Here is a 15,300-nt window from a genome sequence, read left to right on the forward strand (position 1 = left end):
AGGCATGCATGACCTTCGGCGGATTCAGCTGCCTGTCCCAGTGATGTACATTCCTACCACACCATTCTGGCCTGTCTTCCATGTCCGCAATCCGCCCTCCTGTCCGACGTTCCTTCGCCGGCACCGCCGTCGCCCTGCTGGCCGCAACGCTCCTCCTCGCCGGCTGTGGGAGCCGTGCGGAAAACGAGGCGGCGAAGGAGGGCGACGAGCCGCCGCCGGTCACCGTGGAAGCGGTGGCGGCAGCACCGCGCGCGATGGCCGCGAGCTACAGCGGCAGCGCGTCGCTGGAGGCGCGCGCCGAGGCCCAGGTGGTCGCCAAGACCTCCGGCGTCGCGCTCCAGGTGCTGGTGGAAGAAGGCGACGTGGTGCGCGCGGGCCAGGTCCTGGTGCGCATCGACGCCGATCGAGCGCGCCTCAACCTCGCGCAGGTCGATGCGCAGGTGAAGAAGTTGGAAGCCAACTTCCGGCGCGCCAGCGAGCTCGTGAAACAGCAGATGGTCAGCGTGGGCGACCACGACCAGCTGCGCTACGACCTCGAGAACGCGCGTGCCACCTGGCGCCTGGCGCAGCTGGAGCTCTCGTACACCAACGTCACCGCGCCGATCTCCGGCGTGGTCGCCTCGCGCTCGATCAAGCCGGGCAACTTCGTGCAGATCAACACGCCGATCATCCGCATCGTCGACAACTCGCGGCTCGAAGCCACGCTCAACGTGCCGGAGCGCGACCTGACCACGCTGCGCGAGGGCCTGCCGGTGCGAATGCAGGTCGATGCCTTGTCGGGTCGCCAGTTCGTGGGCGTGGTCGACCGGATCGCTCCGGTGGTGGATGCCGGCAGCGGCACCTTCCGCGTGGTCTGCGCATTCGATCCGCACGACGGCGCGCTGCAGCCGGGCATGTTCGCGCGCATCGGCATCGACTACGACAACCGCGCCGCGGCGCTGGCGATCCCGCGCGGCGCGCTGCTCGAGGACGACGGCGAGCCGGCGGTGTTCCTGGTCCGCGATGGCAAGGCGGTGCGTACCGCGATCAAGACCGGCTACGTGGACGGCGGCTTCATCGAGGTCCGCGACGGGCTTGTCGAGGGTGATCGCGTCATCACCGCGGGCAAGATCGCGCTGCGCGACGGCAGCGCGGTGCAGGTGATCGGCGACGCGCCGGTCGAGGTGTCCGCTGCCGCTGCCGGCGACGACGCGACCGACGGGACGCAGTAATGAGCGACCAGGGGAGGGGACACGACGGCGTGGACGGCACGCTGCGCGCGGACGGCCTGGTCGGTTTCTCGGTGCGGCGCCGGGTGACGGTGGCGATGGTGACGGTCAGCCTGCTGCTGTTCGGCCTGATCGCGCTGGGCAACCTCAAGGTCAACCTGCTGCCCGACATCAGCTACCCGACGCTGACGGTGCGCACCGAGTACACCGGCGCCGCGCCGCAGGAAATCGAGACCCTGGTCAGCGAACCGGTGGAAGAGGCGCTGGGCGTGGTCAAGGGCGTGCGCAAGCTGCGCTCGGTCTCGCGCACGGGGCAGAGCGACGTGGTGCTGCAGTTCGCCTGGGGCACCGACATGGACCAGGCCAGCCTGGAGGTGCGCGACAAGCTCGACACCCTGGCGCTGCCGCTTGAGGTCGAGCCGCCGGTGCTGCTGCGCTTCAACCCCTCCACCGAGCCGATCCTGCGCCTGGCGCTGAGCGCCGGCGACGGCGACGGCGACGCGATCCGCCAGCTCACCCTGCTGCGGCGCTACGCCGACGACGACTTGAAGAAGAAGGTCGAACCGGTGCCGGGCGTGGCCGCGGTCAAGGTCGGCGGCGGGCTCGAGGACGAGGTCCAGGTGGAACTGGACGTGCAGGCGCTCGCACGCATCGGCCTGTCGGTGGACGCGGTCGTGCAGCGCCTGCGCGAAGAGAACATCAACCTGTCGGGCGGGCGCCTGGAGCAGGGCACGCAGCGCTACCTGGTGCGCACGGTCAACCAGTTCGCGAGCGTCGACGAGATCCGCGGGATGCTGGTCGCCACGCAGGCGGGCGGGTCCGGTGGCGGTGGCGCCGACGAGGTGGCGCGCATCGCGGCCGCGTCCGGCGACGCGTCGGTGCTGGCCGCCGCGATGTCCGCGCAGAGCGCCGCGGCCGCGTCCAACCGCGCCGTCGCCGACGGTCGCGCGGTGCGCCTGGGCGACGTGGCCGAAGTCCGCCAGGGCTACAAGGAGCGCGAGGCGATCATCCGCCTCGATGCACGCGAAGCGGTGGAGCTGGCGATCTACAAGGAGGGCGACGCCAACACCGTCGCCACCGCCGCGGCGGTCGAAGAGCGGCTGCAGCGCATCCGCAAGGAGCTGCCCGAGGGCGTGCGCCTGGACGTGGTCGACGACCAGGCACGCTTCATCCGCGCGGCGATATCCGACGTGCGCACCGACGCCGTGCTCGGCGGCACGCTGGCAATCCTGATCATCTTCCTGTTCTTGCGCAGCGGCTGGAGCACCTTCGTGATCGGCGTGTCGCTGCCGGTCTCGATCATCACCACGTTCTTCTTCATGGACCAGATGGGGCTCAGCCTCAACGTCATGTCGCTGGGCGGCCTGGCGCTGGCCACGGGCTTGGTGGTGGACGACTCGATCGTGGTCCTGGAAAGCATCGCCAAGGCGCGCGAGCGCGGGCTGGGCGTCCTCGACGCGGCGATTGCCGGCACCCGCGAGGTGAGCATGGCAGTCGTGGCCTCGACGCTGACGATCATCGCGGTGTTCCTGCCGCTGGTGTTCGTGGAAGGCATCGCCGGCCAGCTGTTCCGCGACCAGGCGCTGACCATCGCGCTGGCCGTGGGCATTTCCCTGGTGGTGGCGATGACCCTGATCCCGATGCTCAGCGCGCTGAAGTCGGAGGCGCCGATGGCCTTCCCGGAGGAGGCGCCGCATCCCGAGTGGCGGCCGACTTCCGCCTGGCAGCGGCCGTTCGCGTTCCTGGCGCGCTGGGCGGGCAGGATCTTCCGCGCGGTGGCATTCGGCATCGCGTGGGTGGCGATCCGTGCGGGCCGCTTGCTGTCGGCGGTGGTGGGTCGTCCGATGGGTGCTGCGAGCCGCTTGGCCATGGCGCCCTACGACCGTGCCGAGCGCGGCTACATGCGCGTGCTGCCGGGTGCGCTCGCGCGGCCCCGGCTGGTGCTGGCCGTGGCCGTACTGGCCTTTGCGGCAAGCATGGCGATCGTGCCGACCCTGGGCACCGACCTGATCCCGCAGCTGGCGCAGGACCGGTTTGAAATGACCATGCGGCTGCCGCCGGGCACGCCGCTGCGCGAGACCGACGCGCTGATGCGCCGGGTGCAGCAGGCGCACGTGGATGACGAAGGCACGTCGGTGCTGTTCGGCGTCAGCGGCACCGGAACCCGGCTGGACGCGAACCCCACCGACAGCGGCGAGAACATCGGCCGCCTGTCCATCGTGATGGATGGCGGGGGCAGCGCCGAGGTCGAGGAACGGCTGACCCGCGGCCTGCGCGACACCATGCAGGGCGAAGCTGGGGTGCAGGTCGACTTCAGCCGGCCCGCGCTCTTCAGTTTCTCCAGCCCGCTGGAGATCGAACTGCGCGGCCATGACCTGGACCAGCTCGCAGCCGCCGGCAGCCGCCTGGCTGCGCTGCTGCGCGGCAGCCCGCACTACGCCGACGTGAAGTCGACGGTGGAGCAGGGCGCGCCCGAGATCCGCATCGTCTTCGACCAGGAGCGCGCCGGGGCCATGGGCCTTACCACCCGCCAGGTGGCCGATGCAGTGGTCAACTCGGTGCGCGGCGAAGTGGCCACGCGCTACGATTTCCGCGACCGCAAGATCGACGTGCTGGTGCGGGCCCGCGAGTCGGAACGTGATTCGGTGCGCGCGATCCGCGATCTGATCGTGAACCCGGCCTCGGCGCAGCCGGTGCGCCTGTCCGCGGTCGCCGACGTCGTGGCCACCACCGGCCCGAGCGAGATCCATCGCGCGGACCTGGGGCGCGTGGCGGTGGTGTCGGCCAACCTGCGCGACATCGACCTCGGCGCCGCGGTCGACGAGGTGCGCGACCTGGTGGCGGCCAACCCGCTGGGCGCGGGCATCGGCATGCACATCGGCGGCCAGGGCGAGGAGCTCGCGGAGTCGCTGTCGTCGCTGCTGTTCGCCTTCGGCCTGGCGATCTTCATGGTCTATCTGGTGATGGCATCCCAGTTCGAGTCGCTGCTGCATCCCTTCGTGATCCTGTTCACCATCCCGCTGGCGATGGTGGGCGCGGTGCTGGCGCTGCTGCTGACCGGCAACACGATCTCGGTGGTGGTATTCATCGGCCTGATCCTGATGGTCGGCCTGGTGGTGAAGAACGCGATCATCCTGATCGACAAGGTCAACCAGCTGCGCGAGGCCGGGGTGGCCAAGCGCGAGGCCCTGGTGGAGGGCGCGCGCTCGCGCCTGCGCCCGATCGTGATGACCACGCTGTCGACGCTGTTCGGCTTCATGCCGCTGGCCCTGGCCTTCGGCGAGGGCGCCGAGGTCCGTTCGCCGATGGCGGTGACGGTGATCGGCGGCCTGCTGGTGTCGACCCTGCTCACCCTGCTGGTGATCCCGGTGGTCTACGACCTGGTCGATCGTCGTGGCGATGCCTGGTACCTGGAGCGCGGGCGCCGCGCGCGACTCGCTTCAGGTGGCGACGGCGACGGCGAAGGCGGTGGACGGGGGCTGCCGGCGTGAGCGTCGCCGAGTTCAGCCTGCGGCGCCCGGTGACCACGGTGATGGTGTTCATATCGCTGGTGGTGGTCGGGTTGATCTCGGCGTTTCGCCTGCCGCTGGAAGCGCTGCCCGACGTGTCGGCGCCGTTCCTGTTCGTGCAGCTGCCGTACGAAGGCTCGAGTCCGGAGGAAGTGGAGCGGAACCTCTTGCGGCCGGCGGAAGAAGCGCTGGCGACGATGACCGGGATCAAGCGCATGCGCGGGCAGGCGAAAGCCAACGGCGCCGGCATCTTCCTGGAGTTCCGCGACTGGGAGCGCGACATCGCGATTACCGCGTCCGAAGCCCGCGAGCGCCTGGACGCGATCCGCGACGAGCTGCCCGACGACTTCCGCCGCTACTTCGTCTTCAAGTGGTCAAGCGGCGACCAGGCGATCCTGCGCGTGCGCCTGGCCGGTGACGTCGACCTGTCGTCGTCGTACGACCTGCTGGACCGCCTGCTCAAGCGCAGGCTCGAGCGGGTGCCCGGGGTGGCGCGGGTCGAGATCAACGGTGCGCCGGCCAACGAAGTCGAAATCGCCATCGACCCCGATCGGCTCAACGCCCACGGCGTTGCCCTGAACACGCTGGCCCAGCGGCTGCAGACGGTGAATTTCTCGGTCTCGGCCGGGATGATCGAGGACGGCGGCGTGCGCCTGCGCGTGCAGCCGCAGGGCGAGATCACCGCGCTGGACCAGCTGCGCGAACTTGTCATCGATCCCAGCGGGCTGCGCCTGGGCGACATCGCCGAGGTCCACCTCAAGCCCGAACGCATGGACTATGCGCGCCGCCTGGACGGCCGCAGCGCGGTGGGCCTCGAGGTCTACAAGGAGCGCGACGCCAACCTGGTCGAGGTCTCGACCACGGTGCTGGCCGAGGCGCGCGCGGCCGCAAGCGAGCCGGGGCTTGAGGGCATCGACTTCAAGATCATGCATGACATGGGCGAGGAGGTGACGAGTTCACTCATAGAGCTGGCCGAGGCCGGCGGCATCGGCCTGCTGCTGTCGATCGTGGTGCTGTTCTTCTTCCTGCGCCACTGGCCCTCGACGCTGATGGTGACGCTGGCGATCCCGATCTGTTTCATCATGACCCTGGGCTTCATGCACTTCTTCGGGGTCACGCTCAACGTGCTGAGCCTGATGGGCCTGCTGCTGGCGGTTGGCATGCTGGTCGACAACGCCGTGGTGGTGGTCGAGAGCATCTACCAGGAGCGCGAGCGCGACCCGGGCAATCCGGTGCGGGCGTCGCTCAACGGCACGAAGCATGTCGCGATCGCGCTCTCGGCCGGCACGCTGTGCCACTGCATCGTGTTCCTGCCCAACCTGCTGGGTGAAACCAACGACATCAGCATCTTCATGGCGCAGATCGCGATCACGATCTCGGTGTCGCTGCTGGCCTCGTGGCTGGTCGCGGTCAGCCTGATCCCGATGCTGTCGGCGCGGATGCGCACGCCGCCGGCGGTCGCCGCGAAGGGTGGCGCCATCCGCCGCCTGCAGGACCGCTACGCGCGCATGCTGCGCTGGTCGCTGGCGCACCGCGGCTGGAGCGTCTTCGGGATCATCCTGGTGGTAGCACTGAGCATGGTGCCCGCGACCCGGACCACCTTCGACATGTTCGGTGGCGGCGAACAGGGCGAGATCCAGCTCTACTACAAATGGAACGGCGGCTACACGCTGCCGCAGATGTCCGACGAAGTGCAGCGCGTCGAGGCCTTCCTGCAGGCGAACCGGAAGCAGTTCCGGATCACCCAGATCTACTCCTACTTCAGCGAGGGCGACGACGCCGGCACGATGATCACCTTCGAGGACGGCATCGCCGACCTCAAGCCGCTTTCCGAGGCGATCAGCAAGGCGCTGCCCAGGTCCGCGCGCGCCGAGATCGGCGTGTCGGGCCCGGGCGGGCAGGGCGGCGGTGGCGGCGGCATGGGCCAGAACGTCAGCGTGCAGCTGGTGGGCGACAGCGCAGCCGTACTCCGCGAACTCGCCGCCGACGTGGTGCCGATGCTCGAGGCGCGGCCCGAGCTGCGCGACGTTCGCGTGGACGACGGCAACCGCAACGACGAGCTGGCCGTGCGCGTCGACCGCGAGCGCGCGGCGGCGTTCGGTTTCAGCGCGGAACAGGTGTCGTCGTTCGTGTCGATGGCGCTGCGCGGCACGCAGCTGCGTGAATACCGGCGCGGCGAAAGCGAAGTGCCGGTGTGGGTCCGCTTCAGTGGCGCGCAGGACTACGGTCCCGCCAACGTCGCCTCGTTCATGGTGCGCTCGCCCGACGGCCGCCAGGTGCCGCTCTCGGCGATGGTCGACATGGAGGTGGCCGCGTCTGCGGCGCAGATCTCGCGCCACGATCGCCAGACCGCGCTCGGCATCCAGGCCAACCTCGAGGGCGAGGCGACGATGGAGGAGGCGCGCAAGGGCATGGAGGACGTGCTGGGCGCGGTGTCGCTGCCGGCCGGCTACGGACACACCTTCTCGGGGAGCGGCTTCGAGGAGGACGAGCAGGCGATGAACCAGATGCTGTTCAACTTCGTGCTGGCGCTGGTGATGATCTACGTGGTGATGGCCGCGGTGTTCGAGTCACTGCTGTTCCCGTCGGCGATCATGAGCTGCGTGCTGTTTTCGATCCTGGGCGTGTTCTGGCTGTTCTGGCTCACCGGAACTTCGTTCACGGTGATGGCCTTCATCGGCATCCTGGTGCTGATGGGCGTGGTGGTGAACAACGGCATCGTGATGGTCGAGCACATCAACAACCTGCGCCGCCGGGGCATGAACCGCACCGACGCCCTGGTCGAGGGCAGCCGCGAACGCCTGCGCCCGATCCTGATGACGATGGGCACCGCGATCTTGGCGATGGTGCCGATCTCGCTCAGCGAGACGGTGGTCCTGGGTGGCCTGGCGTACTCGCCGATGGCGCGCGCGGTGGCCGGCGGGCTGGCGTTCTCGACGGTGGTCAGCCTGCTGTTCCTGCCGACGATCTACGCGATTCTGGATGACATGGCGGGCGGCACGTCCCGGCTGCTGCGCCGGGCGCGGCGGCGGCGCGACGAAGCGGAGGTCGCGGCTGCCTGAGTGACGGCGGTCGCGGTGATGGCAGCAGCTTCAGCTGCGTTACCGGCTTGTCGGAGCGGCCACGGCCGCGACTGGCGTCACCGGTTGATGCGATCGCAGCTATAGCTGCTCCCACTGTGGGAGCGGCCATGGCCGCGATCGGGGTTGCCGGTTGGTCCGATCGCAGCTGGAGCCGCGCCCACTGTGGGAGCGGCCATAGCCGCGAGCGACGGGCGGTCAGCCGAACAGTTTTCCGAGCATGCGCAGCCCGCCTGTCCACACGCCGATGGCGGTGCCGAGACTGGTGAGGAAGAAGTTCAGCAGCACCCGTGCCACGCGGTTGCGCCACCAGCCGCGCGCGGTGTTGACGTCTTCGCGCAGGGCCATGAAATCGTCGTAGGTCGGCTTGCGCAACGCGGCCTCGACCACGGCGCTGACGGTGCCAGATGCCAGCGCCGGGTGCAGCGGCGTCAGCGGCGATGCGATGAACGCCGACAGGATGCTCAGCGGGTGGCCGCCCGCGATCGCGCAGCCCAGCGCGCCCAGACCGCCTGTGACCAGCACCCACTGCAGCACCAGGTCGGTGCCGACGTCGAAGCCGCCGCGCCAGAAGCCCCAGGCGAAGCCGCCGATCACGACCGTGCCGATGACCAGTTCCATCCACGGGATGCGGGACTTCGGCTTCACCTGTTCCAGCGCTCCACGGATCTCGGACGGTGGTGCGGTGTCGTCGCGCAGGTGTATGGCCAGCCCCTTGAGGTGGCCCGCGCCGACCACCGCCAGCACATTGCGGGCATCGGCTGGCGCGTCGCGCAGGTTCGCGGCCATGTAGCGATCGCGTTCGGCGATGATCGCCTCGTAGAGCTCCGGCGTCTGGCCGGCAAACTCGGTGAAGCTGGATTCAAGCACGTCGCCCTGCTTCAGCCGTTCGATGTCCTCCGCGCCCACTTCATCGCTCGACAGCAGCCCCATCAGCAGGCTGGCGCTGACCTTGGCGCGTCCCCACCAGCCCAGACTCTGCATCGCGCGCTTGAAGGTCAGGCCAACGTCGCGATCGATGAGCTGCAGCGGCAGCCCGCGCGCATTGGCGTCGGCGGCCGCGGCCTTGAGTTCGGCGCCGGGCTCCACGCCCATCTGCTCGGCCAGGCGGCGCTGGTAGGCGGCCAGCGCGAGGTTCGCAGCGAACAGCGGGGTCTTGCCCTCGCGCAGCACCTTCACCAGGTCCAGGCTCCCGAGCGTCTTGGGATCGCTCATCGCCGTCAGGCGCTGGGCGTCGAGTTCGACGGCGATCGCGTCGTAGTCGCCGGTGGCGATCGCCGCACGCACGGCGTCGACGCTGGCGCGCGATACGTGCGCGGTGCCGAGCAGCGTGTAGCGCACGCCGTCGCGCTCGACGATGGCATGCGGCTGGCTGGCGAGGTCGAAGGCGCTGGCGGCCGCATCGGCGGGATCGATCCCGCTGGTGGCCGGGGTGGTGGTTTCAGTCATGGGAATCCGGGTGGGGCGGAGCTGCGGCCGCGGCTGCGGCTCGCGCTTCAGTCAGTCAGTCGCGGTAGCGGCGCAGCAGGTCGCCATAGGCGTCGATGCGGCGGTCGCGGAGGAAGGGCCAGATGCGCCGCACGTCCTCGCTGCGCCCCAGGTCGACTTCGCAGCTCAGCACGGTAGCGTCGCCGCCGGCCTCGGCGATGAATTCTCCCTGCGGGCCGAGCACGTGGCTGTTGCCCCAGAAGTCGATGCCGGAAGCGCCGGTGCGATTGTCGGAAGCATGCGGCGACGGCTCGTGGCCGACACGGTTGCAGGACAGCACCGGCAGCCCGTTGGCGACCGCGTGGCCGCGATGGCTGAGGATCCAGGCGTCGCGCTGGCGCTGCTTCTCGTCCTGGTCGTCGGTGGGATCCCAGCCGATGGCGGTCGGGTAGAGCAGCAGTTCGGCTCCCGCAAGCGCCATCAACCGCGCGGCTTCCGGATACCACTGGTCCCAGCACACCAGCACGCCCAGGCGACCGACCGAGGTATCGATCGGCTCGAATCCGAGGTCGCCGGGCGTGAAGTAGAACTTTTCGTGGAAGCCGGGATCGTCGGGAATGTGCATCTTGCGGTACTTGCCGGCGATGCTGCCGTCGGCGTCGAGCACCACCGCGGTGTTGTGGTACAGGCCGGTGGCGCGCTTCTCGAACAGCGAGCTGACCAGGACCACGCCGTGCTGCTTCGCGAGCGCGGAGAGCCGCCCGGTGCTGGGCCCGGGAATCGTCTCGGCGAGGTCGAACTCATCGACCGACTCGTGCTGGCAGAAATACGACCCGTTGTGCAGCTCCTGCAGCACGACCAGCTTCGCGCCCTGGCGCGCGGCTTCGCCGACGCGCGCTTCGATCACCTCGAGGTTTTCCGCGGCACCGCCGTGGTTGCGTTCCTGGACGAGCGCGACGGGGAGCGTGTTGGTCTTCTTCATCGAGTGCAGGCCTGCAGCGGTGTTTCGTGGGCCGGCCATTGTAGGCCGGCGCTGCTGTCCGCTAGATGAGGCCGTCCGGCAGCTGCATGGAAATGCAGTGCAGGCTGCCGTTCTGCCAGATCAGTGCGCGGCAGGGCACCTGCACCACTTCGCGACCCGGATGGGCCTCGGCCAGCACCGCGGCGGCGAGATCGTCGGCAGGATCTTCGTAGGCGGGCATCAGCACGGCGTCGTTGATCACCAGGTAGTTGGCATAGCTGGCGGCAAGGCGGCGGCCACCGTCCAGCACGGGCTGCGGCCAGGGCAGCGGGAACAGCCGGTAGGGGCGACCGTCGGCGGTGCGCAGCGCGGCGAGCTCGGCCCCCATCGCCGAGAGTTCGGCGTGGTGAGGGTCGGCGGGGTCGTCGCAGGCCTGGAAGACGATGGCGTCGCCGGGCGCAAACCGGGCCAGGGTGTCGACGTGGGCGTCGGTATCGTCGCCCTCGAGGTAGCCGTGCTCGACCCAGAGCACGCGGTCCTGGTGCAGCCAGTCGCGCAGCCCCGCGTCCAGTTCGTCGCGGGAGGCCTGCGGGTGGCGCTCGTGCAAGCAGCGCCAGGTGGTCAGCAGGCTGCCTTGGCCATCGGTTTCGATGGCGCCGCCTTCGAGCGCAAAATCAATAACTTGCAGTGAACTCTCAACAAAGATTCCAGCTTCGTGCAGGCGCTGCACCAGGCGGTCGTCCTCGGCGGCCTCGAACTTCCCGCCCCAGCCGGTGAACCGGAAGTCGAGCAGGGTGAAGGCATTACCGGCGCGTAGCGTGACCGGGCCGGTGTCGCGCAGCCAGGTGTCGTTGTAGGGCAGGGTGATGAAGCCGACCCGCGCCATGTCGATGCGGTTGGAGGCCAGCCTGGCGCGGGCGTAGGCCTCGATATCGTCATCGGCCACGCAGATGATCACCTGCTGGAAGCGGGTGATCGCGGCCACGTGGGCGATGTAGGTTTCCTCCACGTCGCCCAGGCGCTCGGCCCAGTCGGTGTCGGCGTGCGGCCACGCCAGCAGGATCGCGGACTGGGGCTCCCACTCCGCGGGGAAACGCAGGGTCTTCTGGGTCATCGGTTCAGCGGATCGGCGGCTTGGGCCCGGTCTCGCCCGCGGTGGCCTGGTTGGCGACGGCGTCGATCACCCGGCTGTTCTCGAAGTAGACGGTGAACGCGGGATAGACCCAGCGGTTGATGGTCGGCCACTGGCTCTTCTGGCCGCCGCGCGGGTCGAGGCGTTCGGCCGGGGCGCCGAAGCGGGCTTCGACCGCTGACATCGCCATGCCGCGGGTGGGCAGTGCGACGCCGGCTTCATGCTGGACGCGATCGATCAGCAGGGTGTCGGCGCTGGCGCCGCCTGCGGCGGCGAGCAGGGCGAAGGTGGTCAGTGCAAGGAACAGGCGCATGTCGGATCTCCCCGGTGACGCTGCAGGCTGCAGCCGCAGCGGTTTTAGCAGATCACGCGTGCCTGCAGCGAGCACGGGCGACGAAGCGGGCGGGCGGTCACGCCGCTGGCGGACCGGAAACGCGAAAGGCCGCATTGCTGCGGCCTTCCAGGGCGTTCGGACGAACGTGGCATGCAGCGCACGCCGGTCGCCCTGGCGCGCAGCTCAGCGCTGGCGAGCCTTGAAGCGCGGGTTCGACTTGCAGATCACGAAGATCTTGCCGCGACGACGAACGACCTTGCAGTCGCGGTGACGGGCCTTCGCCGACTTCAGGGAGGACAGGACCTTCATGACAAACCTCGAAAAATGGTTGGGACAGAGCAAGCCGACAATTCTAGCGGGCAACAACGTCGCGGATCAAGTGCTTGCGGGCCCGGGGGCGCTGGCCGGTCTAGAATGGCCACCCCCTCCCGGAGCCCGCCATGACCGACGCCGCCATTCCCGTACTCACCATCGATGGCCCCTCAGGCTCGGGCAAGGGCACGATCAGCCGCGCGGTGGCCAGGCGGCTGGGCTGGAACTACCTGGACTCCGGCGCGCTGTATCGCGCGGTCGGCGTGGCCGCAGGCTGGGCCGACCTCGACCTGGACGACGCCGGAGCCCTGGTCCGCTGCGCCTTCGACACCGAGATCGGCTTCCGGGACAGCGCCGACGGCGAGCCGCGGGTGCTGGTCAACGGCAATGATGCCACCGACGAACTGCGCACCGAGACCGCGGGGGCCGCCGCCTCGGCGATCGCCGCCATCCCCGAGGTGCGCTCGGCGCTGACGGAGCGCCAGAGGGCCTTCCGCCGGGCGCCGGGCCTGGTGGCCGACGGCCGCGACATGGGCACGGTGATCTTCCCCGATGCCGCGACCAAGGTGTTCCTCACCGCAAGCGCCGAGGAGCGCGCGGAAAGGCGCTATAAACAGTTGAAGGACAAGGGGGTTTCCGTTACATTGGCCGGTCTGCTGCGGGAGATTCTTGCCCGCGACGCGCGCGATGCCAGCCGCGCGGTGGCACCGCTGCGACCGGCCGAAGGCGCCGTCCGCATCGACACCACCGCCCAAGGCATCGATGCCGTGGTCGCACGCGTCCTGGCCCTGGTGCCCGGTGGCGCGGCCTGACCTTCCGTAGCAGGTGGCCCCGCGCAGCATCCGCCGCGCGGATTTTCCTTTTCCAACAGCACTCACGGCAAGGCGCAATCCCGCGCACGCCGACAACGGGTGGACCGATGGCCCGCGCACGCGGCCCCGGTCTGTTTCATCAACCGAGTATTTTTCCAATGACCGAATCATTCGCAGAACTGTTCGAACAGAGCGAGGCCCACCTGGCCAAGCTGAAGCCGGGCTCCATCGTCACCGGCACCGTGATCCAGGTGCGCACCGACGTTGTCGTCATCAACGCCGGCCTCAAGTCCGAAGGCATCGTGCCGATCGAGCAGTTCCGTAACGACGCCGGCGAGATCGACGTCGCCGAGGGCGACATCGTCAAGGTCGCGCTCGACTCCCTCGAGAACGGCTTCGGCGAGACCGTGCTGTCGCGCGAGAAGGCCAAGCGCGCCATGGTGTGGGACGAGCTCGAGGAAGCCCTCGAGAAGAACGAAACCGTCACCGGCCGCATCAGCGGCAAGGTCAAGGGCGGCTTCACCGTCGACATCAAGGACGTCCGCGCGTTCCTGCCGGGTTCGCTGGTCGATGTGCGCCCCGTGCGCGACCCGGTGTACCTGGAAGGCAAGGAGCTGGAATTCAAGCTCATCAAGCTCGACCGCAAGCGCAACAACGTGGTCGTCTCCCGCCGTGCGGTGGTCGAGAGCGAGCATTCGGAAGAGCGCGAGCAGCTGATGGAGAAGCTGGTCGAGGGCGCCGTGCTGAAGGGCGTGGTCAAGAACCTCACCGACTACGGCGCGTTCGTGGACCTGGGCGGCATCGACGGCCTGCTGCACATCACCGACATGGCCTGGAAGCGCGTGCGCCATCCGTCCGAAGTCGTTGAAGTGGGCGCCGAGCTCGACGTCCGCGTGCTCAAGTACGACCGCGAGCGCAACCGCGTCAGCCTGGGCCTGAAGCAGCTGGGCGAGGATCCGTGGGACAACATCGCCCGCCGCTACCCGTCCAACACCCGCGTGTTCGGCAAGGTCTCCAACGTCACCGATTACGGCGCGTTCGTCGAGATCGAGCCGGGCGTCGAAGGCCTGGTGCACGTGTCCGAGATGGACTGGACCAACAAGAACGTCAACCCGCAGAAGGTCGTGCAGGTCGGTGACGAGCTCGAGGTCATGGTGCTGGACGTCGACGAAGAGCGTCGCCGCATCTCGCTGGGCATCAAGCAGGTCACGTCCAACCCGTGGGAGACCTTCGCGGCCATCCACAAGAAGGGCGACAAGGTCGACGGCCAGATCAAGTCGATCACCGACTTCGGCATCTTCATCGGCCTGGACGGCGGCATCGACGGCCTGATCCACCTCTCCGACATGAGCTGGAACACCAGCGGCGAAGACGTGGCGCGCGAGCTGAAGAAGGGCGACACGCTGGAAGCCGTCGTGCTTGCGGTCGACCCGGAGCGCGAGCGCATCAGCCTGGGCGTCAAGCAGCTCGAGCAGGATCCATTCGGCCAGTTCATGGCCGCCAACCCGCGTGGCTCCAAGGTCACCGGCACGGTGAAGGAAGTGGACGCCAAGGGTGCGACGATCGAACTCGCCGACGGCGTCGAGGGCTACGTGATGGCCCGCGACATCGCCGACGAGCGCGTCGACGACGCCAGCCAGCACCTGAAGGTCGGCGATTCGATCGAAGCCAAGTTCACCGGCATGGATCGCAAGGGCCGCACGCTGCAGCTGTCGATCAAGGCGAAGGACGAGGCCGAGGTGGCCGAGACCCTGGCCGAGTACAACCGTGCTTCGGCCGACGCTTCCAGCGGCACCACCAAGCTGGGCGCGCTGCTGCGCGAGCAGCTGGACGGCAAGTCCGAGTAATACCCGCAGTATCCGGCGGCGGCCTGGTGCAAGCCAGGCCGCCCTCGGCTGTCCGACGCCAGCCAGGGCACCATGACCAAGTCCGAACTCATCGAAATCCTCGCCCAGCGCCAGGGGCACCTGAAGGCCGACGACGTCGACCTCGCGGTGAAGTCGCTGCTGGAGGTGATGGGAGGCGCGCTGGCCAACGGCGAACGCATCGAAGTCCGCGGTTTTGGCAGCTTTTCGCTGCATTACCGCCCGCCCCGCACGGGCCGCAATCCCAAGACCGGCGAGGCCGTCGCGCTGCCGGGCAAGCACGTTCCCCATTTCAAGCCTGGCAAGGAGCTTCGCGAGCGCGTCAGCGACGTCATGCCGCTGCCGGCCGAAGACTGAAGCATTTGCTGACTGCGGGGCGCGGGCTCGGCTAAGCTAGCCGCCCATGCGACCTATCCGCATCCTCATCGCCATGCTGTGCCTGGCTACGGGCGTGGCAGCCGGCGCACTCAATCCCCAGGTGGTCCAGGTCGACCTCGGCCTCGTTGTGCTGCGCCCGACGCTTGGCGTGGCCCTCCTGGCAACCCTGCTGCTGGGCGTCATCGCCGGCGGGCTGGCGATCCTGGTCTCGGTGGTCCTGCCGCTGCGCCAGCGTCGTCGCCCCGAAGCCGCCCGCCGCAACGCAACGGACGCGAACTGAC

At 68.9% G+C, this 15,300-nt stretch carries 12 protein-coding genes; 7 read left to right on the top strand and 5 right to left on the bottom strand.

Annotation, left to right across the window (positions count from 1 at the left end; genetic code table 11):
* The first annotated feature begins 80 nt into the window (after positions 1–80).
* Genes WCE39_RS04605 through WCE39_RS04615 form a run of 3 tightly spaced genes read left to right on the top strand, consistent with a single transcriptional unit; the run spans position 81 to position 7,779 of the window.
* A complete protein-coding gene (locus WCE39_RS04605; protein ID WP_343275531.1) occupies positions 81–1,211 on the top strand; it encodes an efflux RND transporter periplasmic adaptor subunit in 1,131 nt (376 codons plus the stop codon).
* Positions 1,211–4,699, top strand: coding sequence for an efflux RND transporter permease subunit (locus tag WCE39_RS04610; protein ID WP_343275532.1), 3,489 nt, complete (start codon positions 1,211–1,213; stop codon positions 4,697–4,699). Before WCE39_RS04605 ends, WCE39_RS04610 begins: the two co-directional genes overlap by 1 nt.
* A complete protein-coding gene (locus WCE39_RS04615) occupies positions 4,696–7,779 on the top strand; it encodes an efflux RND transporter permease subunit (protein WP_343275533.1) in 3,084 nt (1,027 codons plus the stop codon). Before WCE39_RS04610 ends, WCE39_RS04615 begins: the two co-directional genes overlap by 4 nt.
* 216 nt (positions 7,780–7,995) lie before the next feature.
* On the opposite strand, the gene WCE39_RS04620 is transcribed toward WCE39_RS04615, so the two are convergent.
* From WCE39_RS04620 to ykgO, 5 genes are all read right to left on the bottom strand, one after another.
* The gene (locus tag WCE39_RS04620; RefSeq protein WP_343275534.1) at positions 7,996–9,246 is read right to left on the bottom strand and encodes a TraB/GumN family protein; all 1,251 of its coding nucleotides are present in this window, start codon (positions 9,244–9,246) and stop codon (positions 7,996–7,998) included.
* Between the two features lie 55 nt (positions 9,247–9,301).
* Complete coding sequence (locus WCE39_RS04625) at positions 9,302–10,207, bottom strand: carbon-nitrogen hydrolase (protein WP_343275535.1); 906 nt, start codon at positions 10,205–10,207, stop codon at positions 9,302–9,304.
* Between the two features lie 61 nt (positions 10,208–10,268).
* Entirely contained in the window at positions 10,269–11,300 is a 1,032-nt protein-coding gene (locus tag WCE39_RS04630; protein ID WP_343275536.1) for an agmatine deiminase family protein, read from the bottom strand.
* 4 nt (positions 11,301–11,304) lie between these two features.
* Positions 11,305–11,631, bottom strand: coding sequence for a hypothetical protein (locus tag WCE39_RS04635; protein ID WP_343275537.1), 327 nt, complete (start codon positions 11,629–11,631; stop codon positions 11,305–11,307).
* Positions 11,632–11,835: 204 nt separating this feature from the next.
* The gene (ykgO, locus tag WCE39_RS04640) at positions 11,836–11,961 is read right to left on the bottom strand and encodes a type B 50S ribosomal protein L36 (RefSeq protein WP_005409283.1); all 126 of its coding nucleotides are present in this window, start codon (positions 11,959–11,961) and stop codon (positions 11,836–11,838) included.
* A gap of 131 nt (positions 11,962–12,092) precedes the next feature.
* Between ykgO and cmk the strand changes: the two genes are divergently transcribed.
* The 4 genes from cmk (at position 12,093) to WCE39_RS04660 (ending at position 15,299) form a co-directional block, all read left to right on the top strand.
* Positions 12,093–12,776: a (d)CMP kinase gene (gene cmk / locus WCE39_RS04645; protein ID WP_343275538.1), complete on the top strand. Its 684-nt coding sequence runs from the start codon at positions 12,093–12,095 to the stop codon at positions 12,774–12,776.
* A 158-nt stretch (positions 12,777–12,934) separates the two neighbouring features.
* Positions 12,935–14,623, top strand: coding sequence for a 30S ribosomal protein S1 (gene rpsA / locus WCE39_RS04650; RefSeq protein WP_343275539.1), 1,689 nt, complete (start codon positions 12,935–12,937; stop codon positions 14,621–14,623).
* Between the two features lie 72 nt (positions 14,624–14,695).
* Positions 14,696–14,998, top strand: coding sequence for an integration host factor subunit beta (locus WCE39_RS04655; protein ID WP_343275540.1), 303 nt, complete (start codon positions 14,696–14,698; stop codon positions 14,996–14,998).
* A 46-nt stretch (positions 14,999–15,044) separates the two neighbouring features.
* Positions 15,045–15,299, top strand: a complete 255-nt coding sequence (locus tag WCE39_RS04660; RefSeq protein WP_343275541.1) for a LapA family protein — start codon at positions 15,045–15,047, stop codon at positions 15,297–15,299.
* Position 15,300 lies beyond the last annotated feature (1 nt).

Origin of the sequence: Luteimonas yanweni, assembly GCF_039548475.1 — a bacterium.
Classification (GTDB): domain Bacteria; phylum Pseudomonadota; class Gammaproteobacteria; order Xanthomonadales; family Xanthomonadaceae; genus Luteimonas.